Origin of the sequence: Paenibacillus allorhizoplanae (genome assembly GCF_927798215.1) — a bacterium.
Lineage (GTDB): Bacteria > Bacillota > Bacilli > Paenibacillales > NBRC-103111 > Paenibacillus_E > Paenibacillus_E allorhizoplanae.
On record NZ_CAKMMW010000005.1, the window covers coordinates 87407 to 113098 of the forward strand.

The following is a 25692-nucleotide window of genomic DNA, read 5'->3' on the forward strand; positions in this document are numbered from 1 at the left end:
AAATTTGGGTCAATGAGGTGACAGAGTGAACGAGAACCTGCTCCAGTACTGGGAAAAGGTGAAGCAATACTGGAATCGATATAATCGAACAACGAAAATTATTTTTATAGCAACTGTATTCTTATTGGTTTTAACAGCTGCCATTATAAGTGTTAATTTATCGAAGACAGAGTATTCATTGGCATATACAGAATTGCAACCTAGTGATGCTGCAAATATTAAATCATATCTGGATACAGCGAAAATACCTTATCATCTGAGTGCAGATGGAAAAAGCATAGAAGTACCGACAAGTGAAGTAGCCAATGTCAAACTAGCAGTTGAGTCGCAAGGATTGAATAAAAACGGCTCCTTGGGCTTTGAAGTTTTTAGCGGTAGCAGTTCATTCGGAATCACGGATAATGAATTTAAAGTGAAGTACTTAAGTGCGATTCAAGGAGAGCTTCAACAACTTATTAATGCGAACCAAGCCATCTCAAGCTCTAAGGTTAATATTTCACTTCCAGAGGAAGGTCCTTTTTTACAACAACAAGCAGAGAAAGCGACTGCATCAGTTGTCCTGCAAATAAAGCAGGGATATTCATTGGATCAACCTAAAGTAGATACGATTTATAATTTGGTCTCACACAGTATTAAGAATCTTCCTATTGAGAACATTTCCATTTCAGATCAAAATTTACTCTCCTATAAGTTTAGCGGAGAATCTAATAATGCTCAGTTGGGAAATACAGATATTAATACGCAGTTTCGAAATGATTTGCAGAAGAATATTAACTCCATGCTTGGCACAATGTTTGGTCGAGATAAAGTCAGTGTAAGCGTGTTTACAACTATGAATTTTGATCAGAAGAAGACGAAGGAACAACTTGTTCGAGCTCCTAATCAAGTTGATCAAAAAGGAATAGAAATCTCTCTGCAAGAAGCGAATGAGTCTTATCAAAATAAAGGTGCGGATACTGGCGGTGTACCTGGTACAGGTGAAACGGACGTTCCTGGCTATCCGGGAGCATCTAACACAGGAAATTCCAATTCGGAGAAAAATAGTAAAACCGTCAATTATGAAGTGGATCGCATCACAAATGACATTATTTCAACTCCTTACGTAGTGAAGGATGTAAGTATTAATGTCGGTATCGAGCCTCCAGTAAGAGATGATCCGAACTCGTTAACAACAGAAACGAAAACAGCCATTCAGAATGCACTTGTGAATATCGTTAGAACTGCACTTGCTGATAATAAGACTACTTATACAGACGATGAATTACAGAAAAAAGTTACGGTTTTTGCACATTCTTTTGCAAGAACTTCGGATACAAGTGCGACTAAGACATCTTCGTACTTGACCTATGGGGCTTTAGCACTAGCAGCGTTAGCTATAGGAGCATTTATTGGGTTAGCAATTAGAAAACGTAAAAAAGCGGCACAACAACTAATTGAGCAAGAATTAAACGTTGCCTCCCAAAAGGCAGAGCTTCCAACTATCGATATTGAAAATGTAACGAATGACAATCAAGTGCGTAAGCAGCTCGAAACACTTGCGAGAAAACGGCCAGAAGAATTTGTTAATCTGCTGCGCACTTGGTTAGTAGATGAATAGAGGTGCACTTGTATGGCCAGAGCCGCTTTACAAGGGTTGACCGGACGACAAAAGGCAGCTATTCTTTTGATCAGTTTAGGCCCTGAGGTATCTGCACAAATTTTCAAACATTTGCGTGAAGAAGAAATAGAACATTTAACCCTTGAGATCGCGAACGTGCGGAAAGTAGACACGCTAGAGAAAGATGCGATTTTAGCGGAGTTTCATCAAATTTGTTTGGCGCAAGAATTTATTTCTCAAGGTGGTATTGCCTATGCCAAAGACATTTTGGAGAAGGCACTAGGTTCACAAAAAGCACTTGATATTATCAATCGCTTGACAGCTACACTTCAAGTAAGACCTTTTGATTTTGCACGAAAAGCAGATCCGGCGCAAATTCTCAACTTCATTCAAAATGAGAATTCACAGACGATTGCACTCGTTTTGTCCTATCTGCAAGCTGAACAAGCATCTATCATTTTGTCTTCACTCCCACAGGAGAAACAAGCTGATGTTGCTAAACGGATTGCACTCATGGATAGTACATCACCAGAAGTGATTTCACAGGTTGAACGCGTGTTAGAACAGAAGCTGTCCTCGACTGTTACACAGGATTATACAAATGCTGGTGGTATCGCATCTATCGTTCAAATATTGAATGGTGTTGATCGAGGAACGGAACGTACGATTCTCGACTCTTTAGAAATTCAAGATCCAGATCTTGCTGAAGAAATCAAAAAACGGATGTTCGTATTCGAGGATATCGTCAATATCGACAATCGTTCAATTCAACGTATTATCCGCGATATTGAAAATGCTGATTTGCAACTTGCTCTTAAAGTTGCGAGTGAAGAGGTTCGTGATGTGTTATTCAAAAACATGTCCAAGCGTATGGCGGAGACTTTCAAAGAAGAAATGGAATTTATGGGGCCTGTTCGATTACGTGATGTGGAAGAAGCACAAACCCGTATCGTGGCAACGATTCGTCGTTTAGAAGAGTCGGGTGAAATCATCATCGCACGTGGCGGAGGGGATGATATTATTGTCTAATGTCATTAAATCATTCGCATATTATCCGATGGAAAATAAAAAGATTTTTGAATCGCATATTACTCAAAAAAAAGTTGTTCCAGAATCTTCGATTGATGAAAATAGTATGTCAGAGGAAATGCAAATTGAGATTAACGATGCAACCTCATTGAAAAAACAAATTTTGGATGATGCTGAAGCTTTCGCCAGTGATCAAATTGAACAAGCTAAGCGAGAATGTGCACTAATCCGCGAAGAAACTGAAACCGACATTGCGAGTTGGTGGGAAAGTAAGCGAGCTGAAGATGTAGAGCTAGCGAACGCATCGAAGCAAGTAGGATTTGATGAAGGGTATCGACAAGGTGTAGCTCAAGCGGAGAGTGCTCTTCGAAAAGATTATGATGACATGTTGGCTGAAGCTCGATCCATTCTTGAATTATCGTACAAGCTGAAGCAACAAATTATCCAAGAGTCAGAACCTTTTCTAATCGAGTTAAGCACTTCCATCGCAGAAAAAATTATTGTTCGTCAACTTTCGCTCGAGCCTGGTTGGGTAATTGAGTTCATTCAGAAAATACTCTCTCGTCGACGTGAAAAGGGAATTATTACGCTATGTGTGGCTCCTTCACAGTTCGCTTATATCCAGGATGCAAGAGAAGAATTGATCACATCCATTGATTCGCAAGCCGAACTCGAAATCATACCGGACTCTTCTGTGCAAGATCAGGGTTGCGTAATTCGCTCATCGTATGGAAGCATAGACGCGAGAATTGATACTCAGCTGAAAGAGATTAAGTCAACGCTCCAGCAACTGGCCTTACAAAGTGAGGAATCATAATGACACAGACATCGATCCCGAAGGTGGATAAATACAAAGAAGTTTTACAAACGATTGATCCAATTAGGGTAAACGGTAAAGTGACGCAAGTTATTGGACTTACGGTGGAATCTGAAGGTCCTGATGTCAGTATTGGCGATCTTTGTTATATCTATCCGCATAAATCCAATAAACCATTAAAAGCGGAAGTGGTCGGTTTTCGAAGCAATAAAGTTATTCTAATGCCGCTTGGTGATCTCGATGCCATTGGACCTGGTTGCGATGTTGTTGGCACAGGTAAACCATTAACAGTTCAGGTTGGACATGAGCTTTTGGGAAAAGTTTTAGACGGTCTAGGTCAACCCTTGGATGGTTCCTATCTGCCTTCAAGGATGGCGCAGTATTCGACAAATAATTTACCTAGTAATCCTCTAACGCGCCCACGTGTGCTCAATCCAATATCTGTTGGTGTTCGTTGTATCGATGGGTTATTAACAATTGGCAAAGGGCAACGTGTTGGTATTTTTGCAGGGTCTGGCGTTGGGAAAAGTACTTTAATGGGCATGATAGCCCGCAATACGTCAGCCGATGTCAATGTTATTGCTCTCATCGGAGAGCGTGGCAGAGAAGTGTTGGACTTTATTGAGCGTGATCTTGGTCCAGAAGGTTTGGCAAGATCGGTTGTCATTGTGGCGACATCCGACCAACCCGCATTAATACGGATTAAAGGCGCGATGATTGCAACAAGTATTGCTGAGTATTTTAGAGATCGCGGATTAAATGTCATGATGATGATGGATTCCGTAACACGATTTGCTATGGCGCAACGTGAGGTGGGACTGGCCGTTGGTGAACCTCCAGCCACGCGTGGATACACACCATCCGTATTCGCTATGCTGCCTAGGCTTTTAGAACGGTCAGGTACAGGTGCGAAGGGCTCCATTACAGCATTTTACACAGTGCTTGTCGATGGTGATGATATGAACGAGCCTATCGCAGATGCGGTCCGAGGAATCTTGGATGGTCATATCGTCCTGAATCGAAGTATTGCGAACAAGGGCCATTATCCGGCGATCGATGTCTTATCAAGTGTAAGTCGAGTAATGAAAGAAATTGTGCCGTCAGAACACATGGAAGCTGCCGATCAACTTAAGCGTCTTCTCTCTATATATAAAGATTCGGAAGATCTAATCAATATCGGGGCGTACCAGAAAGGTTCTAATCCAAATATTGATATAGCGATGGATAACATTGAAGCCATTTGGAATTTCACGAAACAACGAACAAGTGAAAAGTTAACATACGAAGAAGCTCAAGAACGTTTAATCCAAGAATTTTATAAGGGATGAGGGTCCTAGATGAGTTTTCGCTACTCTTTCCAGCAAATTGTCGATTTGAAGAATAATGAACGAACGCAAGCAGAATGGATTTTATCTGAGGCAATGGGGCAGTTAAGGAATGAAGAAACGAGCTTAAACGGATTGTTCGAGCAAAAGGAAAACTTACACAATGAAATGATTCAAGCAACTAGCCATTCCGTGTCGATATCGAACATGCTTCTCATGCAAAGCTATATGAATCATGTGGACAAACAAATTGCTCGCAAGCATCAGGATGTTAAACAAGCTAAACATATCGTAACTGAGAAGCAAGAACATTTGTCTGTGAAAATGATTGATGAAAAAGTATGGACCAAAGCAAGAGAAAAAGCACATAATCAATTCCAATTCATGGTCGCTAAAAAAGAGCAGGATGCTCTTGATGAAATGGCTACGAATCGTTTTAGGCGTTTATCGTATTAAGCTAGAAAAGGAGGGACGAAGAGATGGCCGATACAAGCGTAGAGGGTGCATCTTATAGTGCACTGGAGCGATTTTTGATATGGTTTGTCATCCCCTTTGTGTTTACGGCGGTTTTACTCTTCGTGCTGCTTTCCATTTTTGATTATGATATCAAAAGTAGTATTCAAAAAGCATTGCACAACACGCCTGTCGTTGGATTAATAGTCCCAGCACCCAAAGATACTGCACCCGTGACAGCTGAAGGTAAAGCGGTATCATCTGAGCAAAGTGTAAAACTTAAGGAAGATGAGATAGCGAAGCTGAATGCCCGTGTTAATGAATTGACAGCAGCATTGCAAAAAGCAGATTCAACGACTGAGAATAAAGACGTATCCCTAAAAGCAGCAGTTGCGAAGGTTGCCGAACTTGAGGAAAAGTTAAAAGATAAAACGCAATCTGAAGAAGAATACACGAATCAAATCACACAGCTTGCCAATATGTACGCCAAAATGACGCCGAGCAAAGTTGCACCTATCATTGAGGCACTGACCCCAAGTGAAATGGTACTGGTGTTCTCTATGATGAAAGCAGATAACCGAGGAGCGATTCTTGAGAAAATGGATGCTGCAAAAGCAGCCGCTGCTTCCATCGGTTTGAAAGATATCGTGCCAGTTCGTGACAAAGAAATAGCTGCTTTACAAGAAAGACTAGCCACGAATAACACGAAGGATGCCAAGGCAGCGACTAGCACGGTGAGTACTTCGGATCTTGGACAAACTTTTGCCAATATGACACCAAAAAGCGCTTCGAACGTTCTGCTCGAGATGAATAAATCAAATCCAGCAAAAGTTTTATCCATTTTAAGTGGAATGGATAATTCATCACGTTCTAAGGTTATGTCTGCCCTCTCAGATGCGAATAAGGAAATTGCAGCATCGATTGCTGCAAAGCTTGTTCCCTAACTTGCAGGTAAATTTAGAAGGGAGGTGAAAAAAATGGACGTACAAATGACTTCAGCACCGGTCGCTCAACCAGGAGCAACAACAGCAACGACTGCGGGAAAAGCGAGTTCAAAAGGAAGTGGAACGACAGATAGCTTTTCAGCGCTTCTTTCTGACCAAACCGCACAAGAGAATGTACCAACGGTTGAAGGCCAATCAACAGAGACTGAGCTTTCAATGAGTATGATGTTGCAAATGCTACACGGATTGGTAATGCCGATTCAAACTGAAGTGGCTCAAGAAGCAAATTTGACTTCGTCGGATGGCACATTGCCAGAATTGCTTATAGAAGCAATGAATAGCAATCCTGAACTTGCTGATAAATTATTGCAAGATCCTAAGGTGAAAAAGTGGTTTGATGATGCAGAAGATTTGCTAGCTGCGCTTAGTAACACGACAAACCCACTCGCATCTGGAAATCTTGCAATGTTGCAACAGCCAACGACACATTCAATGAGTCTGAAAGCGCAGAATACATTGTTAACACTGTCAGCTTTATCCAAGCAGCAGCCAGACAATCCGATTCTAAACTTCTTAAATTCAGAACTCGCGAGTACTATTCAACCGTTGCTTCCAGAGATTTTAGCAGGAGTTGGAAGTACCCAGAAGATAACCGGCAATGATGTATCCTCTAGTTTAATTGAGTCTAATCTGCCTGTCACTGGAGTTAAGGACACTTCATCGAATGGTAGAATTGCTTCCAACAAGTACATAAACAAAACGCTAGATAACAGTCTTTCCGAAAATCTTCAATCGCTTCAGCCAAAACAAGAGAAATTTGCAATTAAGCATATTCCATTCGTTGTAGCTGAACAGTCAAAAGATATATCGGAATCGACAATTCTACCACTCGTTGATCTGCCACTTGAGACATCTACGGGAACAAATTCAATCGTTACGATTGGTGATTTACAGAAATCTCAGCAAGTGACGATTGTAGCTGATAAAACGCCAGTACCAGTGTTAACAGCCGCAAATTTCACAGATGAGATGACTACACATGTATTGAAAAACATGAAAATTACAATGTCCGAAGGATTCTCTGAGGCTAAACTATCTTTGTTTCCTAAAAATTTAGGACATGTAGATGTGAAAATTTCCATGCATGATGGACAACTATTTGCCCAGTTTGCAGCTGATACCTTAGCAGGGAAACAAATGCTAGAAAGCCAGTTGCCTCAATTACGTCAAGCGCTACTTACGCAGGGCTTACAAGTTGAGAAATTAGAAGTTACGCAAAGTCAAAACATGTCTTCTAACATGTTCCAAGAACAACGTCAACCGCAAACCTTTAATCAATCACAACGACAACCCAAAAATCGCTCGGGTGAAATTGAAGTAGATGCCATTGAGTTTAAAGAAGATATGGAGCAAATCGCACAGCTTCGCAATAATGCAAACGGTAATTCCTTCGATGTCATTGCCTAAACTGAAGTAGAATGAATTGTTGGAGGTGAACGTATGGCTACAAATCCAATCGTTGGTAATGTTACAGACCTGATTAATAAAGGGACTAACGCGAAAACCAAAGATAAGGATAGTACAACCCTAGGTAAGGATGATTTCCTGAAAATTTTAATTACACAACTTCAGAATCAGGATCCTACGCAGCCTTTACAGGACAAAGAATTTATCGCTCAAATGGCTCAATTTACTTCTGTTGAGCAATTAACGAATATGGCTAGTGAAATGAAACTGATGAGACAATCATTAGGCTTCGTGTCCGGATTAATTGGTAAGTCAATTTCATGGACTGGAACAGATGCATCAGGTGTTACAACTGAGATGTCTGGCGTAGTAGATTCGATAACTTTTAAAGATGGGAATCAATTTGCCACTGTGAATGGTGTGGAAGTTTCCCTTGATAAGTTAAAGAAAATTGAAAACGCTGGAGAAACAGAATGACAGAGCGAATATCCATAGGTCAACTTTATCCTAGCGCGGTTTCTCCTACTTCAACGAGAAGAACACCATCGCAGCAAACAATACCTAATGGGAATAACGGAAATCCTGCTTTTCAGAAAATTTTCCAAGATCAATTTGTAAGGTTTAGTCATCATGCTGAGGTCAGGTTAAAAGAACGCGGCATTCAGCTAAAACCAGATCAAATTGAGAAAATGAACAATGCGATTGATAAAGCTGCATCCAAAGGTGCCAAAGACGCACTACTGATCTTAGCAGGGAATGGTTATATCGTAAATGTACCCAATCGAACTGTTGTGACTGCGCTAGATGGCCAAGCTATGAATGATCATGTGTTTACACAGATCGATAGCGCCATGATAATTTCATAGGTTTACAGGGCTCGACCGTTTAGGAAGCCTGGGGTTGTGGATCGAAAGAAGCAACTCAAATTTTTATATACTTACATCCGATTTAGGAGGCCTATTTCATGTTAAGATCTTTGTACTCAGGCGTTTCAGGTATGCGTGGCTTTCAAACAAAGCTAGACGTTATTGGTAATAATATCGCTAACGTAAATACCATCGGATTTAAAGGCAGCCGTGTTATGTTTAAAGATATTCTTAGCCAAACGGTTTCAGGCGTAAGTGCACCTGATGAAAACCGAGGTGGGGTGAATGCACAGCAAGTTGGTTTAGGTGTTAGTTTGGCTGCTATTGATACTGTGCATACAGCTGGTAGCGCAATGACAACAAATGTTGTAACAGATTTGCGTGTGAATGGCGATGGCTTTTTCGCAGTTGGAACTATTGATCAAGCAGATGCACCTTTTTTGACAAGAGCTGGTAACTTTACAGTGGATCCGAATAGGAACCTTGTCAATGCTGAGGGGCTTCATGTTATGGGTGCTGAGAATGCAGGTCCCATTGTCATTCCAGATGAAATCGTATCATTCTCGATTGCTCAAAATGGTGATATTATTGGCGTAAATCAAGATGGTGAAACGGTCAATACGGGGCAAAGAGTTGGCGTCGTGAAAGTAACCAATCCATCTGGTCTTGAAAAAATCGGTGGTAACTTGTATCAAATGACTGCTAACGCAAATCCAGAGCCTGAGATTGTAGTTGGTTCTCCTGGTAATCCAGAAACGGGAACGGGTACGCTCGTCTCTGGGCAACTTGAAATGTCTAATGTTGATTTAACTGGTGAATTCACGGAGATGATTATTGCTCAGCGTGGTTTCCAAGCGAATTCTAGAATTATTACAACATCCGATGAAGTGCTTCAAGAAGTTGTTAATCTGAAGCGTTAATCACTAGTTGAATGAATAGATGGGGGAGCTAAGCTCCCCTTACCCTGATTCAGGAGGAGAACGATGATTTCTCTCACTCGTTTAAATGGCAGGACACTTATCTTGAATGCAATTCTAATTGAGCTTATCGAAGAAACTCCGGATACGATGATTACGTTGACGACAGGCAAGAAAATCACAGTTCTCGAAAAGGCAGAGGTTGTGGTAAGCTTAGTGCGGACCTACATGCAAGAAATTGGTTCCGTCCGAGCGACAATACAGTCCAGGGATACGGAGGGTTCATAAGTGTTTAAGAACAAAATATTTATACTCATTGTTTCCATCCTTATCGCTATCACACTAATTCTTACTGCAGCGTTCGTGTTGTGGAACTTTATGGAGAAGAATAATGAGTCCACAGATCCTGCTGTGAAGGCTCAGGATGCTGTTGCGAGTGTGAAACCAACGAAAGCACCATCAGCGGAGACCGTTAAGGCGAATACTTCAATCATTAAGGATATTTTAACGAACTTATCAGGCAGTCAGAATTTCATTAAAATAAGCTTTGCGTTTGAAATGGAAAATTCAAAGGCTAAAGCTGAATTCGATAGTTTGCTCGACTCTGCTGTTAAGGGAACGATTGTCCAGATTCTTGGCGATATGACGAAAGAGCAAATTGAAGGAAGCAAAGGTTCTGATAGTTTAACTTCTACAATAATGAACAAACTAAACCCATTATTGCATGAAGGTAAAATCAAACAAATTTGGATAACTGATAAAGTGCTGCAGTAACTCATAAATGATTTTGCTTAAAGGAGGTGACTCGAATGGTTGATGTTTTATCGCAAAATGAGATCGATGCCTTACTGGCTGCGTTGTCCTCTGGGGAAATGGATGCCGATGAACTTAAGAAGGAGGATACTCAGAAGAAGGTAAGGGCTTATGATTTTAAGAGAGCAGTGCGCTTCTCTAAAGACCATATTCGTAGCTTAACTCGGATTCATGAAAATTTCGCGCGTTTTTTAACGACATACTTTTCAGCGCAGCTGCGTACTTTCGTGCAAATCAGTGTAGTTCAGGTTGAACAATTGCCCTATGATGAATTTATTCGTTCGATCCCGAAAATGACCATTTTGAACATCTTTGAAGCAGAGCCTTTAGAGGGTCGAATGGTACTTGAGGTACACCCCAATGTTGCCTTTGCTATGTTGGATCGATTACTAGGTGGAGCAGGTACGACGCCAACCAAAATTAATGCATTAACTGAGATTGAAACGATCGTTATGGAGCGCATTTTCAGTCGAGCATTTGATAGCTTGCAAGAAGCATGGAAGACCGTTATTGATATTCAACCTCGTTTAGAGGCACTAGAAACGAATCCGCAGTTTATGCAAATTGTTTCTCCTAATGAAACGATTGCATTAATATCGCTGAGCACCAAAATCGGGGACACAACAGGTATGATCAACTTATGTATTCCTCATGTTGTTATTGAACCTATCATGCCTCGGCTTTCTGTACATCACTGGTTTGTTTCCCAGAAGAAAACGAGAGCACCTGAAGAAGTGGAAGCACTTCAATCACGCTTGGAGAAAACCAAGCTACCTCTCATTGCAGAATTGGGATCGTCTGAGATTTCTATCCAAGATTTTTTAGGTTTAACAATAGGCGATGTAATCCCTCTGCATAAATCCGTCGAAGATTCGCTTCAAGTCAAAGTGGGCGAGAAGCTGAAATATCTCGGAAGCCCTGGTACCGTAAAAGGGAAGATGGCTGTACAAATTACAGAAATCGTGAATGAAGGAGAAGAAGAATATGATGAATAACAGAGATTATTTGTCGCAGGAAGAGATCGACGCTTTATTGAGACAATCATCTGAAGAAAGTTCAGTCTCTTCATTTCATGGGCCTCCGCAAGTAGAAGATTTTTTATCCCCGCTCGAACAGGATGCGCTTGGGGAAATTGGTAACATTACGTTCGGCAGCGCGGCGACAGCGTTATCGACGTTACTGGGCAAAAAAGTAGATATTACGACACCTAAGGTGTCTGTTATCGGTAAAGAAGAATTGGAAGAGCAGTTTCCAAGACCTCATGTAGCCGTACATGTGAACTATGTTGATGGTTTCGATGGAATTAACTTACTTGTTATTCAAACCAAAGATGCACAAGTTATCGCCGATCTTATGATGGGTGGAGACGGCACAGGCGGTGATGAAAACCTAAGTGAAATTCATATCAGCGCAGTGCAAGAAGCCATGAATCAGATGATGGGTTCATCAGCTACATCCATGTCTACGATCTTTAATCGATTTGTCAATATCTCTCCACCAGGAATCGACATATTAAATTTGTCGAAAGGAGAAGGAAAACTGCCTGACGAGGACGTATTTATAAAGATATCGTTCCGACTTGCCATTGGCGATCTTATTGATTCCAATATTATGCAGTTATTGCCTGTTCCTTTTGCCAAAGAAATGGTATCGATCTTAATGGGTGGTGGTGATACTGAATCAGCAATGGAAGCTGCACCGGCGGCGCAAGCACCACCAGTAGTAGCTCCACCTGTACAAGAAGCTCCTATATCGCAACCGGCACCAGTGTATGAGCAACCTGTTTACCAACAACCGATGTATGAGCAGCCGATGTATCAGCAGCCTCCTATGGGTCAGCCGATGTATGCACCACAACAACCGATGTATCCACCGCAGCAGCCAATGTATCAACAACAGCCGCCAGCTGCGTTTGGTGGTATGCCTAATCGTAATGTGAATGTTCAGCCTGTCCAGTTTGGTAATTTGCAATCAGGCTCTTACACGCAAGCGGATGATACAAACCTGAATTTACTACTCGATATACCACTTAAGGTAACCGTAGAGTTGGGCAGAACGAATAAGGTGATTAAAGACATCTTAGAACTGTCTCAAGGGTCAATCATTGAATTGGACAAGCTTGCTGGTGAACCGGTAGACATTTTGGTGAATAATAAGTTGATTGCCAAAGGTGAAGTTGTAGTTATCGATGAGAATTTTGGGGTTCGTGTAACTGACATTGTCAATCAATGGGAACGAATTCAAAAATTACAATAATTTAATTTTAGGGGGATATTTTCAATGGCTAACCGTATTCTAATTGTGGATGATGCAGCTTTTATGAGAATGATGATTCGTGATATTTTATCTAAAAATGGGTATGAAGTATGTGGCGAAGCGAATGATGGTGCACAAGCTATCGAAAAATATAAAGAATTGAAACCAGATCTAATTACAATGGATATCACGATGCCTGAAATGGATGGTATTCAAGCTTTGAAAGAAATTAAGAAAATTGAACCAAACGCAAAAGTAATTATGTGTTCTGCGATGGGTCAACAAGCCATGGTTATTGATGCCATTCAAGCCGGCGCGAAAGATTTCATTGTTAAACCATTCCAAGCTGACCGTGTAATCGAAGCTATCAAAAAGACTCTAGGTTAAACCGTCCGGATTCGGTTGAGTCTTACATAAACCGAAAGGGTTGTTCTTATGAAAAGACTTCAATCGAATAAAGCATACTTAACGATTCTCAGTTTTATGGCCATGCTCTACACAAGTAAAGTCGTACATGCTGAAACTGAACCGAATAAAGTTGATCCAATTACTGACTATCCAGGTTCATTGGGCTCAGGGGACTCACTTTTAATGGTTGTTAAGGTGATTCTAGTACTTGCATTTATTATTATTCTTTTTTATGTACTGATGAGATATGTGGCAAAGAAAAACAAAGGTACAATGTTTGGGAACTCGATTCGCTCTTTAGGTGGAGTTCCCCTTGGCCAAAACAAATCCATACAAATTGTAGAGATCGGGCATTCCCTCTTCGTTGTTGGCGTCGGTGAGAACATTCAATTATTGGATAAAATCATGGACGCCGATGAAGTGGCTTATATCTCAGAGCTCTTACAATCCTCACAGGATGATCGAATGGGCTTTAGTACAATAAGCAAGTGGATCAACAAGATACCACGAAAGAAGAACGATATAGAAGAGGAAGTAGAGATTACTTCTTCGTTTCAACAAGTATTTCATGATAAACTAAAGCGTGTTACAGATCGAAATAAACATGTAGAAGAATGGTTGTCTGATCAAAAACAAACAGATCGGTTGAATGAAGAATGAAAAGAAATAAATTAATTGGCTTATTACTGCTTACTGTGATATCCATGTTCCTACTGTCATTAACTGCTTCTGCTGCCGAAACTGATCTTACGAATCCGATTCCGGGATTAAACGTTAATATCGGGACGAGCACGGCAACGGGGGGCTCTTCGAATACGGTTACACTCCTTTTGTTGCTAACGGTATTAAGTCTAGCTCCTTCAATTCTTATTTTAATGACGAGTTTTACACGCATTGTTATTGTATTGGGTTTTGTTCGAACGTCATTAGGAACTCAACAAATGCCACCTAATCAGGTTTTAATCGGACTCGCTCTGTTTTTAACCTTTTTTATTATGTCTCCAACTTTAGGGGAAGTTAATCAAACAGCACTTCAACCGTACTTAAAAGGAGAAATCAATCAAACGCAGGCTTTTCAGACGGCATCATTGCCCATGAAGAAGTTTATGTTTAAGCATACGCGTCAGAAAGATTTGAAGCTGTTTCTCGACTATTCCAAAGCTAAAGCGCCGACTGGTGTTGAAGACATACCTCTCACTTCACTAGTACCTGCCTATGCCATCAGTGAATTAAAATCTGCATTCCAAATGGGATTCATGATATTTATTCCTTTTTTGGTTATAGATATGGTTGTATCCAGTACATTAATGGCGATGGGGATGATGATGCTCCCGCCCGTGATGATTTCACTTCCATTCAAAATCCTTCTTTTTATTCTTGTAGATGGTTGGTATCTTGTGGTGAGATCGTTACTCTTAAGCTACGGTTAATACCAAGATATCGGAGGTAATCTAGATGGGTTCGGAATTTGTAATACGAATTGCTGGCGAGGCTGTATATACCGTTCTTAAGGCTAGTGCGCCAATGCTGCTTATTGGATTAATCGTTGGTTTGGCTATTAGTATTTTTCAAGCAACGACACAGATTCAAGAGCAAACACTTGCCTTTGTTCCGAAAATTGTTGCTGTATTGCTTTCCATCCTTATTTTTGGATCATGGATTATGAATACATTAGTTGATTTTACATTTAATCTACTCAACAATCTTTACAAATTCGTTGGTTAGGTTGTGAGTGAAATGCCAACAATTATTCAAGCTATCCCTATTTTTCTGCTTATTTTTTGTCGAATTACATCATTTTTTGTCGTGGTACCAATTCTTTCTTCCAGAAATATTCCAATGATGTTCAAAGTAGGACTCTCTGTATTTATATCCTTGATTATTTTTGCGACATTGGGGATGGAGAAGTCCATGCCGATTGATGGTGTATACGTACTGCTGATTATTCGTGAGATGCTCATAGGTATCATTTTAGGTTTTCTCGCCTATCTGTTTTTCACTGTTGTCCAAACGGCGGGTTCATTTATGGATATGCAAATTGGATTCAGTATGGCAAGCGTTATCGATCCTTTATCAGGTGCGTCAACACCGATGCTAGGTAATTTGAAATATATGATTGCGGTCCTGTTGTTTCTATCTTTTGACGGTCATCATTACTTGATCAGAGCGATCATTGACAGTTACAAATGGGTGCCAATTGATAACGCATTATTTAGCCGCATATACGACGGACAAATCTCTGACTTTTTATTTAAATCGCTCTCCAAGATGTTTTACCTGTCATTCCAACTCGCTGCTCCCATAGTAGCAGCATTATTTCTAACAGATTTAGGTTTAGGTCTTTTGACAAGGGTTGCACCGCAATTCAATATTTTTGTAATCGGGGCGCCTCTTAAAATGATTCTTGGGTTTTTCTTGCTTGTTATTGTATTCCCAGAGTTAATTTCACAATTTCAGCAATTGTTTGGAACTATGTTTGACTATATGGAACAAATGCTACATATTATGGGCGGTTCGCCGCAGACAACACCTAAGTAGGAGGAGAACCGTGTCCCAACAACTACGTTTAAAGCTTGATTTACAATGGTTTGCTGGGGAAAAAACGGAGCCTGCTACTGCGAAGAAAAGACAGGATGCCAGAAAAAAGGGTCAAGTTGCTAAAAGTATGGACTTGCCCGCGGCTTCCATTTTACTGTTTTCATTCGTGGCTTTTCTAATGTTTGGTTCTTTTATGAAAGGTAGGATTATTCATATCTTTCGAGATGTATATGAGAATCAATTAGGCATGGATTTAACTGTAGGAAACGTAAAAGTGTTATTCACGGATTTAACGGTGCAAGGCTTGGTCATTGTAGCTCCAATCTTTCTACTGGTAGTTCTGATCGCTTTTATAGCGAACTACGCGCAAATTGGTTTTATGTTTATCGGTGAGCCCTTGATGATGAAGTTTGACAAGATTAATCCGATCAGTGGTTTTAAACGGATTTTTTCGATGCGAACAGTGGTGGACTTTCTAAAATCGACTTTGAAAATGTTGATCATCGGTTATGCGGTTTATACTACGTTGATGGGGCAAAAAGCAAGGTTGTTGGGTCTAGGCCACACACCATTGGAGAGTACATTTTCATTTATTGCTTCGGTTACGCTAAGTTTGGGAATAAAAATCGGTGCTATTCTGATTGTACTTGCTATTTTTGATTTTATTTATCAGAAATACGAACATGAGAAAAGTCTTAAAATGTCTAAACAGGATATTAAGGATGAGTATAAGAAAAGTGAAGGCGATCCTCTCATCAAAGGGAAGATCCGTGCCAAACAACGTCAAATGGCCATGCAGCGCATGATGCAGGAAGTTCCTAAAGCCGATGTTATTATTACCAACCCAACTCACTTCGCAGTTGCCCTGAAATATGATGCCAAAAATATGCAGGCTCCTACAGTAATTGCAAAAGGGGCAGATTATGTTGCATTAAAAATTAAGGAAGTCGCCAAACAGAATGGCGTCATGACGATGGAAAATAAGCCGCTTGCTCGAGCGATTTTTGCACAGGTGGAAATTGGTGATGCCATTCCAGCAGATCTATTCCAAGCTGTAGCAGAAGTACTAGCGTATGTATATAAGATGAAGGGTAAGACGAATTAACGTAGAGGGAGGTGCAATCTGATGAAAATCAAGGATTTATTAGTTTTAGTCGGTATTATTGGCATCGTGTTGATGATGATTGTACCTGTTCCTATCCCTTTGCTGGACTTTTTACTTATTATTAATATTTCCATAGCACTTATGATTATCTTGGTTGCTATGAATACACAAGAAGCGCTCCAGTTTTCGATTTTCCCTTCTTTGCTATTGATTACAACACTCTTTCGATTAGCGTTAAACGTATCAACAACTCGTAACATTTTAGCGCATGCTGAAGCAGGCGACGTGGTCAGAACTTTTGGTTCATTTGTTGCACAGGGCAATATTGTTGTGGGATTCGTTGTGTTTCTCATCCTTGTATTAGTGCAATTCATTGTTATTACCAAAGGTTCTGAGCGCGTGGCCGAGGTAGCGGCAAGGTTTACCTTAGACGCAATGCCCGGCAAGCAAATGAGTATTGATGCCGATTTGAATGCTGGACTAATCAATGAGGTTCAAGCAAGAGAAAGACGACAAAAGATTGAGCGTGAGGCAGATTTCTATGGAGCCATGGATGGTGCCAGTAAATTTGTCAAAGGTGATGCAATTGCTGGGATTATTATCCTTGTGATCAATCTAATTGGTGGATTTATCATTGGGATGACCATGAAGGGGATGGATTTTCAAGAGGCACTGCAAACTTTCTCGATCCTAACAATTGGTGACGGATTGGTCAGCCAAATCCCAGCATTATTAATTTCAACTGCTGCAGGTATCATTGTTACTCGGGCATCATCTGAGGGTAATTTAGGTCATGATATAACCAAACAATTAACGGCTCAACCTAAATTGTTGTATATCGTTGCTGGTACACTAGTTGTATTAGGTACTTTTACTCCGATCCATTGGTTTACCACATATCCGATAGCTGGCTTATTGGTGTATGCCGCATTTAAAATGCAAAAGAATTTGGAACGTGAAGCAATTAAAGAAGAACAATTGGTTGAAGAGCAGCAGATTGAGGAAGTACGAAGTCCAGAAAGTGTTATTTCGTTACTACAAGTTGATCCGATCGAGTTTGAGTTTGGCTATGGACTAATCCCACTTGCAGATACGCAGCAGGGTGGTGATTTATTAGATCGAATTATTCTCATACGTCGTCAATGTGCATTGGAGCTAGGAGTCGTAGTTCCTGTCATTCGTATTCGCGATAATATCCAACTAAGACCCAATGAGTATATCATCAAAATTAAAGGCAATACGGTTGCACGCGGCGAACTACTTTTAAATCACTATCTGGCCATGAGTCCAGGTTTTGATGATGATTCGATATCAGGTATTGAAACTACGGAACCTGCATTCGGTTTACCAGCAATTTGGATAGATGAAGTAAACAAAGAGCGAGCAGAGCTATCCGGCTATACAGTCGTAGATCCGCCTTCTGTTGTAGCAACGCATCTAACTGAAATTATTAAGAAACATATTCATGAGCTACTAGGTCGTCAGGAAACGAAGGCGCTTATCGAAAATGTAAGAGAATCGTATCCTGCGCTTGTTGATGATTTAATCCCTTCCGTACTAGCTGTTGGAGATATTCAGAAAGTTCTATCCAAACTATTACGTGAGAAAATATCTGTTCGTGACTTGGTTACAATTTTAGAAACACTTGCGGATTATGGTACGTACACCAAAGATCCTGAGATTTTAACTGAATATGTGAGGCAGTCACTATCACGACAAATCACACAGCAGTTTACTTCACACGGAGATTCACTCAAAGTAATTACGGTAGGCCCTTCGGTGGAGAAGAAAATCGCAGATTCTGTGCAACAATCAGATCAAGGCAGCTATTTGGCCTTAGATCCTTCATCATCACAAATTATTTATCATCGTGTAACGGAGCAAGTTACGAAATTAATCCAATCAGGACAGCAACCTGTCATTTTAACTTCACCAACGATTCGGATGTATGTAAGACAACTTTTAGAACGAACACTGCAAGATATACCGGTACTTTCGTATAGCGAATTAGAGCCTAGCGTTGAAATCCAAAGCATGGGGGTAGTCAATTTATGAGAGTAAAAAGATATGTTGTTGATTCCATGCCAGATGCTTTGCAAAAAATTCGCACGGATCTTGGCAAGGATGCGGTGATTCTGAATACGAAAGAAATTCGGACTGGCGGTTTTCTTGGTATGTTTGGGAAGAAGAAAATAGAAGTTATTGCTGCAATTGACGCTGCTAATGCGAAACCTGTGCCTACTCCCCAACGAGTAGCACCTCAAATGACACCGCAATCAAAGGTGAATAGTCAGGTAGCTCCTATTAAAACTAATTTTCAGTCTGATTTTCCGGATGTACCTGATGTATTAGCACCTGTGGCAATGAAGAGCGAGCCAGTAGCTGTAAGTGCCGTTCCTCAAACAGAGAGAGTAATGAATCCTGCCGGGCATCAAGCTTATTCACCTTCTTCTGTTCATTCAGCAGCGAAGGCATCGATTAAAGATGATCAAGTAATGGATGAACTTAAACAAATGAAAGAAATGATGAAGAAGCTTACACAAGTGACAGATGGGGATAAACTACCTGAGCCGTTGCAAAAACTTGAGCAAAGACTCTATGACCATGAAGTGAATCCAACGCTTGTGCGACAGATCATGGATGAGGTTATGGCAGATTTTCAACTTGCAGATGAACCAGTTACTGAAGAAACAGCTCATCAACTTGTTCGCTCGAAATTAGGTGGGATTTTACAAACGGATCACAGTAAGCATATATCTACACAAACTCGTGTAGTTCATTTCGTTGGCCCCACTGGTGTTGGTAAAACGACTACGATAGCGAAATTAGCCGCGGAGCAAGTATTGAAATACCATCGTAAAGTTGGGTTCATTACTTCAGACACGTATCGAATTGCTGCGATTGAGCAGCTGAAAACATATGCAACCATTTTAAATGTGCCACTTGAAGTTGTATTTTCACCGCAGGATTTGACGAAAGCATTTCAAAATCTAGCAGAATGCGACATTATTTTCATGGATACGGCTGGACGTAACTTCCGTAACGAAATGTATGTTTCAGAATTGAATTCATTACTGAAGACGCAAGGGAATAGTGAAACGATACTCGTATTAAGCTTAACGACCAAATATCGTGATCTACGTGCGATTACGAATAATTTCAGTAAATTCAAATTGGACAAAGTACTCTTTACCAAAATGGATGAAACGGATTCCTATGGCGCCATTTTGAATGTTGTTCATGAGTTTTCTCTCAAGCTTTCGTATGTGACAACTGGTCAAAGTGTACCCGATGATATTGCGGAAATGAACGAGTGGCAAATCATTGATTTGTTATTGGAGGAGCCTAGAACATGAAGGATCAAGCAGAAGGGTTGCGGAATCTGGTTCAAACACAAGGTGATAAAGGCACAAGAACAACCAGGATTATTACCGTAACCAGTGGAAAAGGTGGTGTTGGTAAATCCAATTTTACGCTAAACTTCGCTTTATCACTGCAGTCTTTGGGTTACAAGGTGCTTGTATTCGATGCAGATATAGGACTCGCAAACATTGATGTATTAATGGGTGTATCTTCAACTTATAGTCTATATCACCTTTTAAAAAAGGATAAGACGATTTGGGAAATCATCCAAAAAGGATCGAATGATTTGGAGTTCATCGCTGGTGGATCCGGTTTTAATGACCTACTGCGATTAACGGAAGAAGAATTAGATTATTTTGCGGAACAAGTTATGCAACTGAACGGATATGTAGATTTTATTATTTTCGATACAGGTGCAGGCTTATCCAAAGAAACATTAAAATTCATTCTTGCGGCCGAAGAAGCCATCGTGGTTACGACTCCTGAGCCAACATCCATTACAGATGCCTATGCCATCATTAAAATGGTGAATTCAATGGGCCACGACGTTTCATTTAAACTAGTTATTAATCGTGTTACAGATGCGCGAGAAGGCAAGCAGACAGCTGACAAAATTTCTTTAGTAGCTAAACAATTTCTGAATATTCATATTCCAACCTTAGGGTTTGTTGATGATGATCCAGTTGTTTCTAAAGCAGTGAAAAGGCAAATTCCTTTCTCAATCGCATTTCCATATTCAACGGCAACTAAGAGCATCAAAACGCTTACCGACAATTATATTAAGGGATATCGTGTTATTGAAACGCCTTCAACGGGTGTCAAGAGCTTTTTAAATAAAATGTTGAAACTTTTGAAATAGGAATTTTGAAAAACGTGTCGAATAAGCAGATAGAGGGGGGAAGCAGCTTGGCATTATATAACATTCTTGTCGTAGATGACTCCGTCTTTATGCGAAAAATAGTAAGTGATTTAATTTCAGAGAATCCGCAATTTAAAGTCATTGGTACTGCTAAGAATGGTCAAGAAGCAATTGAACAAGTTAAGCTGCTTCGACCGGATGCTGTTACAATGGATATCGAAATGCCTGTTATGAATGGATTGGATGCGCTTAAACACATCATGGAAGAGCAGCCAACTCCCGTTATCATGCTGAGCTCCTTAACGCAAGAGGGTGCTTCTGAGACGATTCGAGCATTGGAGTTGGGGGCAGTAGATTTTATTCGAAAGCCATCCGGTTCCATCTCTCTGGATTTGTATAAAGTTAAGCTGTTGCTGCATGAGAAACTACTCATGGCAGTACGTTCGAAAATGAGTGTCAATCAACCAGCAAGCGTACAATCACATGTAGTAAAGGTTAATCCCTTGTCTTTGAGATCCAAGATGATGAAAGACAATTTGAAACAATCGGATTCAGTTGCTCAGACTATTCCAACTACAACACATTTTAGTCATGTAGTAGCCATAGGGACTTCAACCGGTGGTCCGAGAGCATTACATCAAGTTATCTCCAATATTCCTGCAGGATTTCCAGCACCAATTTTAATTGTTCAACATATGCCGCCTAACTTCACCAAATCATTAGCTCAACGATTGAATGATATTTCTCAAATTAGGGTTGTTGAAGCTGCTGATGGAGAAGTCCTTCAAACGGCGACTGCATATGTGGCCCCTGGTGGATGGCATATGGTTATTCACAAAGATCCAAACCGAACGTACAAAATTCGATTAACCAAAGATGAACCTGTTTCAGGTCATCGCCCCTCAGTAGATGTGATGTTTGAATCCTTACTAAGCATGAATGAGTTAAAACGACATGTCGTTTTGATGACAGGAATGGGAAGTGATGGAGCCAAAGGAATGCTTTCCTTGAAACAATCGGGGGCAACCACAACGATTGCTGAAGCGGAAGAAACTTGTGTCGTATATGGGATGCCAAGAGCCGCTGTAGAAAATCAAGCTGCAATGTATGTATTACCTCAGCAGGAAATTGCGGTTCGTTTATCTAGGTGTGTACAGAGTGAAATGAATTGAAGCAAACATGGGGTACTGGATGATTCTATTGGAGGTGTGTGGTAGTGGAACTTAGTCAATATTTATCGATGTTTATCGATGAATCAAAAGAGCATTTGCAATCATTGAACGAAAATCTTCTTAATTTAGAAAGTAATCCGAAAGATATAAGTATTGTACATAACATTTTTCGTTCAGCTCATACGTTAAAAGGGATGTCTGCAACGATGGGGTTTGAGGACATCGCAGCACTTACCCATGACATGGAGAATGTGCTTGACCTTGTCCGTAATAGTAAACTTGATATGGACCCTTACATATTTGATTGTATTTTTAAAAGTTTGGATTCCTTGGAATCTATGGTTGAAGATATCATTCAAGGTGGGACAGGTAAAGCCGATGTAAGTCCAATCGTTACCTCTCTAAGATCCATCGTGACAGGCGACTACAAAAAGGGCCTAGCTATTACAACTACAGTTGCAGTCAAAGAACCAGCCAAAGGCATAGAAGTAGATGAGTTTCAATACTCAATTCTGCAACAGTCGATCGATTCAGGCTTTCTAGTTTTCTATATCGAAGTTAGTGTCAATGAAAACTGTGTGTTAAAAGCTGCACGTGCTTACATGGTATTCGATGCTATGGAGAGAATGGGCGAAATTATCAAGTCGACGCCTTCCGTTCAAGAAATTGAGCAAGAGAAGTTTGATCGCTCGTTCTCCTTGTACTTTATCTCCAAAGTTGATCAAGCAACGCTTGAGAAAGAAATTCTAAATGTTTCTGAAATTGCTTCTGCTGTTATTATAACCGTCGATACAGAATCTCTTGCAGAATTATCCCGACCGATTGCAGAGATTGAAACAGCTCGTCAAGAAATCGCTGCTGCAGTTGTAACTGCGGTACCTACACTTGAAGTAGCTGCACCCAAAGCTTCAGAACCAGCCGTGAATACAGGTGCTGCTAAACCAGCCGCAGGCGGAGCTCCAGTTGCAAGCCGCACGATTCGTGTAGATATTGAGCGTTTAGATACATTGATGAATTTATTCAGTGAGCTGTTGATCGATCGTGTTCGACTCGAACAATTAGCTAGTGAAGTGAAACGGAATGATTTGACTGAGACAGTAGAACATATGTCCCGTGTCAGCAGTGATTTGCAAAATATCGTTCTGAAGCTTCGCATGGTTCCTGTAGATTCGGTATTCAATAGATTCCCTCGTATGATCAGAGATCTTGCCAAATCCTTAGACAAAAAAGTAGATCTAGTGATTACTGGTGCTGATACTGAATTAGATCGAACTGTTATTGATGAAATTGGTGATCCGTTAGTCCATTTATTGCGAAATGCAGTTGATCATGGTATTGAATCGATCAGTGAGCGTGTAGCTGTTGGTAAACCTGAGCAAGGTACAATTCAACTTCGTGCATTCCACAGCGGGAATCACGTATTTATTGAAATCGAAGAAGATGGTAAAGGGATTTACCGAGATAAAGTTTTGAAAACTGCTTTGAAAAATGGTCTCGTTACAGCAGAACAAGCTGCTAAACTAACAGATCATGAAGTGTATAACTTGCTCTTCGCATCAGGGTTCAGTACGGCGGAGAAAATTTCAGATATATCTGGTCGTGGTGTAGGCTTAGATGTCGTGAAGACTAAGATTCAGATGCTTGGCGGACATGTTCAAGTAGATTCTAAACCAGGCTTTGGAAGTAAATTTTCCGTTCAGCTGCCACTGACACTTTCCATTATCTCGGCGATGTTAGTACGTTTGGGTAGTGAGAAGTATGCGATTCCTTTATCCTCAATTGTGGAAACGTCAGCCATTCAGAAGTCGCAAATTCGGAACATCCAAGGTACTAAAATGATCGATTATCGCAAAACGGTTATCCCATTATTGTCCCTGAGCACACTATTTCAAGTTCCTGATTTTAACGAGGATTTGGAAGAAGAAACAGAAATCGTTGTTGTTCGCAAAGGCGATAAGCAAGTAGCACTTATGGTGGACGAATTTATTGGTCAACAAGAAATCGTGTTGAAAACACTAGGTAAATATTTAACCGGAATTTTTGCAATTTCAGGAGCAACCATCCTGGGGGATGGACAAGTTGCTTTGATCATTGATCCTAATGCATTGATTAAATAAACCATATTCGATTAAAGCTGATGCTTACGAAGTCAGTTTTCTAACGAAAACTTTGAGGAGGATTTGACAATGGGAGAAGAAAAGAAAGTAATTGTCTTCGCACTTGGATCGGAAGAGTACGGTGTAGAAGTAGAAAAGGTTAGAACGATCGAAAGAATGCAACCCATGACACGCGTACCTAAAGCACCTGAATTTATTAAAGGTGTTATTAATTTGCGTGGTGTCGTAATTCCAATTATTGATCTCCGCGCTAGATTTGGGCTTGAAGAGGTTGCAAGTACGGATGCAACTCGTATTATTATCGTTTCTGCGGCTGAATTTGAAGTAGGTTTGATTGTTGACTCGGCTAATGATGTCATTGATGTGGATACAGATAATATAAATACACCGCCAGAAGTAGTAGGTGGCATTAAAGCGAAATACTTAGATGGAATCGCTCGTGTAGGCGAGAGTCGATTATTAGTTCTTCTAAACCTAGAGCAAGTATTGAATCGCAGTGAAATTCAGCAGCTAGAAAGATTTGAGGAATAGCTTGTGGACGTTTTTAGCCAATTAGAGGATTTTCAATTAGATGTGCTTAAGGAAGTAGGTAATATTGGCGCAGGGCATGCAGCGACTGCGCTTTCTACCTTACTGGATAAGCCGATCGATATGTTGGTACCAAAAGTAAGAATGTTGCCTTTCGAAGAAATTTGCGAAAGCGTCGGCGGGGCTGAGACAGTCGTACTAGCCATCTTCTTACGTGTAGAAGGGGATGCGCCGGGAAATATGTTTTTCATTCTTGACTTGGATGCTGCCAAAAACATGCTTCATGATTTGGTTGGTTTATCCATAACGGATCAAGAAGAATATTCAGAGTTAGAATTATCAGCACTGAATGAAATTGGAAACATCCTTGCCGGTTCTTATTTATCCTCGCTTGCTGATTTTACGAATTTAAATATGCAGCCGACGGTTCCAGCGCTGGCGATCGACATGGCTGGTGCAATTTTAAGCTATGGTTTATTGCAATTTGGTCAAATGGGAGACCAGGCTCTTCTCATTGATACTAAATTCTTGGAAGGGGAGAATGAAGTGCAAGGGCACTTTTTCTTAATCCCTGATCCGGAATCGTTTGGTAAAATCTTTTCGGCATTAGGGGTAGTCTCTCCATGACGCTAGAAAACTTAATTAAAGTAGGTATGGCTGACTTGAATGTTGCTCATCAAATTGGCGTTTTGAAGACAACAGGATTGGGTTCATGTGTAGGTGTTACCCTATACGACAGCCGATCAAAAGTAGCAGGAATGGCTCACGTCATGCTGCCTTCATCTGAAATAGCGCGAGAAGGTTCATTGAACATAGCGAAGTATGCAGATACAGCTATTCCAGAGCTAATTTCGAGAATGGAAAAGCTAGGAGCCAATATAAGTAAGCTTGAAGCCAAGCTAGCTGGTGGTGCTCAAATGTTTGCATTTGCCGGAAATAATGATACGATGAGAATTGGACCGAGGAATGTAGAATCTTGTAAAGAAATGTTGAATCGTTACAAGATTCCTATTCTGGCAGAGGATACAGGAGCTAATTATGGTCGTACGATTGAGTTCTTTAGTGCGACAGGGATCCTCCAGATTCGTAGTGTTCAATTAGGAGTAAAGGAAATTTAA

The 25692-nt window shown here is 40.6% G+C and carries 28 protein-coding genes; all 28 read left to right on the forward strand.

Annotated elements, in window-relative coordinates:
- The first annotated feature begins 25 nt into the window (after positions 1–25).
- Entirely contained in the window at positions 26–1597 is a 1572-nt protein-coding gene (fliF, locus tag L6I86_RS11155) for a flagellar basal-body MS-ring/collar protein FliF (RefSeq protein WP_276574842.1), read from the forward strand.
- 12 nt (positions 1598–1609) lie between these two features.
- A complete protein-coding gene (gene fliG, locus L6I86_RS11160) occupies positions 1610–2626 on the forward strand; it encodes a flagellar motor switch protein FliG (protein WP_236287108.1) in 1017 nt (338 codons plus the stop codon).
- The gene (locus L6I86_RS11165) at positions 2610–3443 is read left to right on the forward strand and encodes a FliH/SctL family protein (RefSeq protein ID WP_236287110.1); all 834 of its coding nucleotides are present in this window, start codon (positions 2610–2612) and stop codon (positions 3441–3443) included. The genes fliG and L6I86_RS11165 overlap by 17 nt, the downstream gene beginning before the upstream one ends.
- On the forward strand, positions 3443–4771 hold the full coding sequence (fliI, locus tag L6I86_RS11170; protein ID WP_171635803.1) for a flagellar protein export ATPase FliI: 1329 nt from the start codon (positions 3443–3445) through the stop codon (positions 4769–4771). The genes L6I86_RS11165 and fliI overlap by 1 nt, the downstream gene beginning before the upstream one ends.
- A gap of 9 nt (positions 4772–4780) precedes the next feature.
- Complete coding sequence (fliJ, locus tag L6I86_RS11175; RefSeq protein WP_056624932.1) at positions 4781–5224, forward strand: flagellar export protein FliJ; 444 nt, start codon at positions 4781–4783, stop codon at positions 5222–5224.
- Between the two features lie 23 nt (positions 5225–5247).
- Complete coding sequence (locus L6I86_RS11180) at positions 5248–6165, forward strand: MotE family protein (protein ID WP_236287111.1); 918 nt, start codon at positions 5248–5250, stop codon at positions 6163–6165.
- 33 nt (positions 6166–6198) lie between these two features.
- Positions 6199–7632: a flagellar hook-length control protein FliK gene (locus tag L6I86_RS11185; RefSeq protein ID WP_236287113.1), complete on the forward strand. Its 1434-nt coding sequence runs from the start codon at positions 6199–6201 to the stop codon at positions 7630–7632.
- 33 nt (positions 7633–7665) lie between these two features.
- Positions 7666–8109 (forward strand): flagellar hook capping FlgD N-terminal domain-containing protein, encoded by a 444-nt coding sequence (locus L6I86_RS11190; protein ID WP_236287115.1) that lies wholly within the window; start codon positions 7666–7668, stop codon positions 8107–8109.
- Positions 8106–8498 (forward strand): TIGR02530 family flagellar biosynthesis protein, encoded by a 393-nt coding sequence (locus tag L6I86_RS11195; protein WP_236287117.1) that lies wholly within the window; start codon positions 8106–8108, stop codon positions 8496–8498. The genes L6I86_RS11190 and L6I86_RS11195 overlap by 4 nt, the downstream gene beginning before the upstream one ends.
- Positions 8499–8596: 98 nt before the next feature.
- A complete protein-coding gene (flgG, locus tag L6I86_RS11200; protein WP_236287119.1) occupies positions 8597–9418 on the forward strand; it encodes a flagellar basal body rod protein FlgG in 822 nt (273 codons plus the stop codon).
- 63 nt (positions 9419–9481) lie between these two features.
- Positions 9482–9703, forward strand: coding sequence for a flagellar FlbD family protein (locus tag L6I86_RS11205; RefSeq protein ID WP_236287121.1), 222 nt, complete (start codon positions 9482–9484; stop codon positions 9701–9703).
- Entirely contained in the window at positions 9704–10189 is a 486-nt protein-coding gene (locus L6I86_RS11210) for a flagellar basal body-associated FliL family protein (protein ID WP_056624955.1), read from the forward strand.
- Between the two features lie 35 nt (positions 10190–10224).
- On the forward strand, positions 10225–11223 hold the full coding sequence (gene fliM, locus L6I86_RS11215; protein WP_056624958.1) for a flagellar motor switch protein FliM: 999 nt from the start codon (positions 10225–10227) through the stop codon (positions 11221–11223).
- Positions 11216–12484, forward strand: coding sequence for a flagellar motor switch phosphatase FliY (fliY, locus tag L6I86_RS11220; protein WP_236287407.1), 1269 nt, complete (start codon positions 11216–11218; stop codon positions 12482–12484). The genes fliM and fliY overlap by 8 nt, the downstream gene beginning before the upstream one ends.
- 24 nt (positions 12485–12508) lie before the next feature.
- Positions 12509–12871 carry a response regulator gene (locus L6I86_RS11225; RefSeq protein WP_028558282.1) on the forward strand — a complete coding sequence of 121 codons (363 nt, stop codon included), beginning with the start codon at positions 12509–12511 and terminating at the stop codon, positions 12869–12871.
- Between the two features lie 48 nt (positions 12872–12919).
- Complete coding sequence (locus L6I86_RS11230; protein ID WP_236287123.1) at positions 12920–13552, forward strand: flagellar biosynthetic protein FliO; 633 nt, start codon at positions 12920–12922, stop codon at positions 13550–13552.
- Positions 13549–14322: a flagellar type III secretion system pore protein FliP gene (gene fliP, locus L6I86_RS11235; RefSeq protein WP_173108382.1), complete on the forward strand. Its 774-nt coding sequence runs from the start codon at positions 13549–13551 to the stop codon at positions 14320–14322. Before L6I86_RS11230 ends, fliP begins: the two co-directional genes overlap by 4 nt.
- A gap of 25 nt (positions 14323–14347) precedes the next feature.
- A complete protein-coding gene (fliQ, locus tag L6I86_RS11240; RefSeq protein ID WP_028558285.1) occupies positions 14348–14617 on the forward strand; it encodes a flagellar biosynthesis protein FliQ in 270 nt (89 codons plus the stop codon).
- Between the two features lie 12 nt (positions 14618–14629).
- Complete coding sequence (gene fliR / locus L6I86_RS11245) at positions 14630–15430, forward strand: flagellar biosynthetic protein FliR (protein ID WP_236287126.1); 801 nt, start codon at positions 14630–14632, stop codon at positions 15428–15430.
- Between the two features lie 10 nt (positions 15431–15440).
- Positions 15441–16535 carry a flagellar biosynthesis protein FlhB gene (flhB, locus tag L6I86_RS11250; protein WP_236287127.1) on the forward strand — a complete coding sequence of 365 codons (1095 nt, stop codon included), beginning with the start codon at positions 15441–15443 and terminating at the stop codon, positions 16533–16535.
- A 21-nt stretch (positions 16536–16556) separates the two neighbouring features.
- Positions 16557–18590: a flagellar biosynthesis protein FlhA gene (gene flhA / locus L6I86_RS11255; RefSeq protein ID WP_056624971.1), complete on the forward strand. Its 2034-nt coding sequence runs from the start codon at positions 16557–16559 to the stop codon at positions 18588–18590.
- Positions 18587–19891 carry a flagellar biosynthesis GTPase FlhF gene (gene flhF / locus L6I86_RS11260; RefSeq protein WP_236287129.1) on the forward strand — a complete coding sequence of 435 codons (1305 nt, stop codon included), beginning with the start codon at positions 18587–18589 and terminating at the stop codon, positions 19889–19891. The genes flhA and flhF overlap by 4 nt, the downstream gene beginning before the upstream one ends.
- Positions 19888–20757 carry a MinD/ParA family protein gene (locus L6I86_RS11265; protein WP_236287131.1) on the forward strand — a complete coding sequence of 290 codons (870 nt, stop codon included), beginning with the start codon at positions 19888–19890 and terminating at the stop codon, positions 20755–20757. Before flhF ends, L6I86_RS11265 begins: the two co-directional genes overlap by 4 nt.
- A 47-nt stretch (positions 20758–20804) precedes the next feature.
- Entirely contained in the window at positions 20805–21929 is a 1125-nt protein-coding gene (locus L6I86_RS11270) for a protein-glutamate methylesterase/protein-glutamine glutaminase (protein WP_236287133.1), read from the forward strand.
- 44 nt (positions 21930–21973) lie between these two features.
- Positions 21974–24046, forward strand: a complete 2073-nt coding sequence (locus L6I86_RS11275) for a chemotaxis protein CheA (protein WP_236287135.1) — start codon at positions 21974–21976, stop codon at positions 24044–24046.
- 69 nt (positions 24047–24115) lie between these two features.
- Positions 24116–24577, forward strand: a complete 462-nt coding sequence (locus L6I86_RS11280; RefSeq protein ID WP_056624986.1) for a chemotaxis protein CheW — start codon at positions 24116–24118, stop codon at positions 24575–24577.
- Between the two features lie 3 nt (positions 24578–24580).
- Entirely contained in the window at positions 24581–25201 is a 621-nt protein-coding gene (locus L6I86_RS11285; protein ID WP_056624989.1) for a chemotaxis protein CheC, read from the forward strand.
- The gene (locus L6I86_RS11290) at positions 25198–25692 is read left to right on the forward strand and encodes a chemotaxis protein CheD (RefSeq protein WP_171635822.1); all 495 of its coding nucleotides are present in this window, start codon (positions 25198–25200) and stop codon (positions 25690–25692) included. The genes L6I86_RS11285 and L6I86_RS11290 overlap by 4 nt, the downstream gene beginning before the upstream one ends.

Excerpts from the sequence above, each read along its gene's own strand:
- fliG (WP_236287108.1), top strand. The coding sequence starts at position 1,610 with ATGGCCAGAGCCGCTTTACAAGGGTTGACCGGACGACAAAAGGCAGCT.
- L6I86_RS11165 (WP_236287110.1), top strand. The coding sequence starts at position 2,610 with ATGATATTATTGTCTAATGTCATTAAATCATTCGCATATTATCCGATG.
- fliI (WP_171635803.1), top strand. The coding sequence starts at position 3,443 with ATGACACAGACATCGATCCCGAAGGTGGATAAATACAAAGAAGTTTTA.
- fliJ (WP_056624932.1), top strand. The coding sequence starts at position 4,781 with ATGAGTTTTCGCTACTCTTTCCAGCAAATTGTCGATTTGAAGAATAAT.
- L6I86_RS11180 (WP_236287111.1), top strand. The coding sequence starts at position 5,248 with ATGGCCGATACAAGCGTAGAGGGTGCATCTTATAGTGCACTGGAGCGA.
- L6I86_RS11185 (WP_236287113.1), top strand. The coding sequence starts at position 6,199 with ATGGACGTACAAATGACTTCAGCACCGGTCGCTCAACCAGGAGCAACA.
- L6I86_RS11190 (WP_236287115.1), top strand. The coding sequence starts at position 7,666 with ATGGCTACAAATCCAATCGTTGGTAATGTTACAGACCTGATTAATAAA.
- L6I86_RS11195 (WP_236287117.1), top strand. The coding sequence starts at position 8,106 with ATGACAGAGCGAATATCCATAGGTCAACTTTATCCTAGCGCGGTTTCT.
- flgG (WP_236287119.1), top strand. The coding sequence starts at position 8,597 with ATGTTAAGATCTTTGTACTCAGGCGTTTCAGGTATGCGTGGCTTTCAA.
- L6I86_RS11205 (WP_236287121.1), top strand. The coding sequence starts at position 9,482 with ATGATTTCTCTCACTCGTTTAAATGGCAGGACACTTATCTTGAATGCA.
- fliM (WP_056624958.1), top strand. The coding sequence starts at position 10,225 with ATGGTTGATGTTTTATCGCAAAATGAGATCGATGCCTTACTGGCTGCG.
- fliY (WP_236287407.1), top strand. The coding sequence starts at position 11,216 with ATGAATAACAGAGATTATTTGTCGCAGGAAGAGATCGACGCTTTATTG.
- L6I86_RS11225 (WP_028558282.1), top strand. The coding sequence starts at position 12,509 with ATGGCTAACCGTATTCTAATTGTGGATGATGCAGCTTTTATGAGAATG.
- L6I86_RS11230 (WP_236287123.1), top strand. The coding sequence starts at position 12,920 with ATGAAAAGACTTCAATCGAATAAAGCATACTTAACGATTCTCAGTTTT.
- fliP (WP_173108382.1), top strand. The coding sequence starts at position 13,549 with ATGAAAAGAAATAAATTAATTGGCTTATTACTGCTTACTGTGATATCC.
- fliQ (WP_028558285.1), top strand. The coding sequence starts at position 14,348 with ATGGGTTCGGAATTTGTAATACGAATTGCTGGCGAGGCTGTATATACC.
- fliR (WP_236287126.1), top strand. The coding sequence starts at position 14,630 with ATGCCAACAATTATTCAAGCTATCCCTATTTTTCTGCTTATTTTTTGT.
- flhA (WP_056624971.1), top strand. The coding sequence starts at position 16,557 with ATGAAAATCAAGGATTTATTAGTTTTAGTCGGTATTATTGGCATCGTG.
- flhF (WP_236287129.1), top strand. The coding sequence starts at position 18,587 with ATGAGAGTAAAAAGATATGTTGTTGATTCCATGCCAGATGCTTTGCAA.
- L6I86_RS11265 (WP_236287131.1), top strand. The coding sequence starts at position 19,888 with ATGAAGGATCAAGCAGAAGGGTTGCGGAATCTGGTTCAAACACAAGGT.
- L6I86_RS11280 (WP_056624986.1), top strand. The coding sequence starts at position 24,116 with ATGGGAGAAGAAAAGAAAGTAATTGTCTTCGCACTTGGATCGGAAGAG.
- L6I86_RS11290 (WP_171635822.1), top strand. The coding sequence starts at position 25,198 with ATGACGCTAGAAAACTTAATTAAAGTAGGTATGGCTGACTTGAATGTT.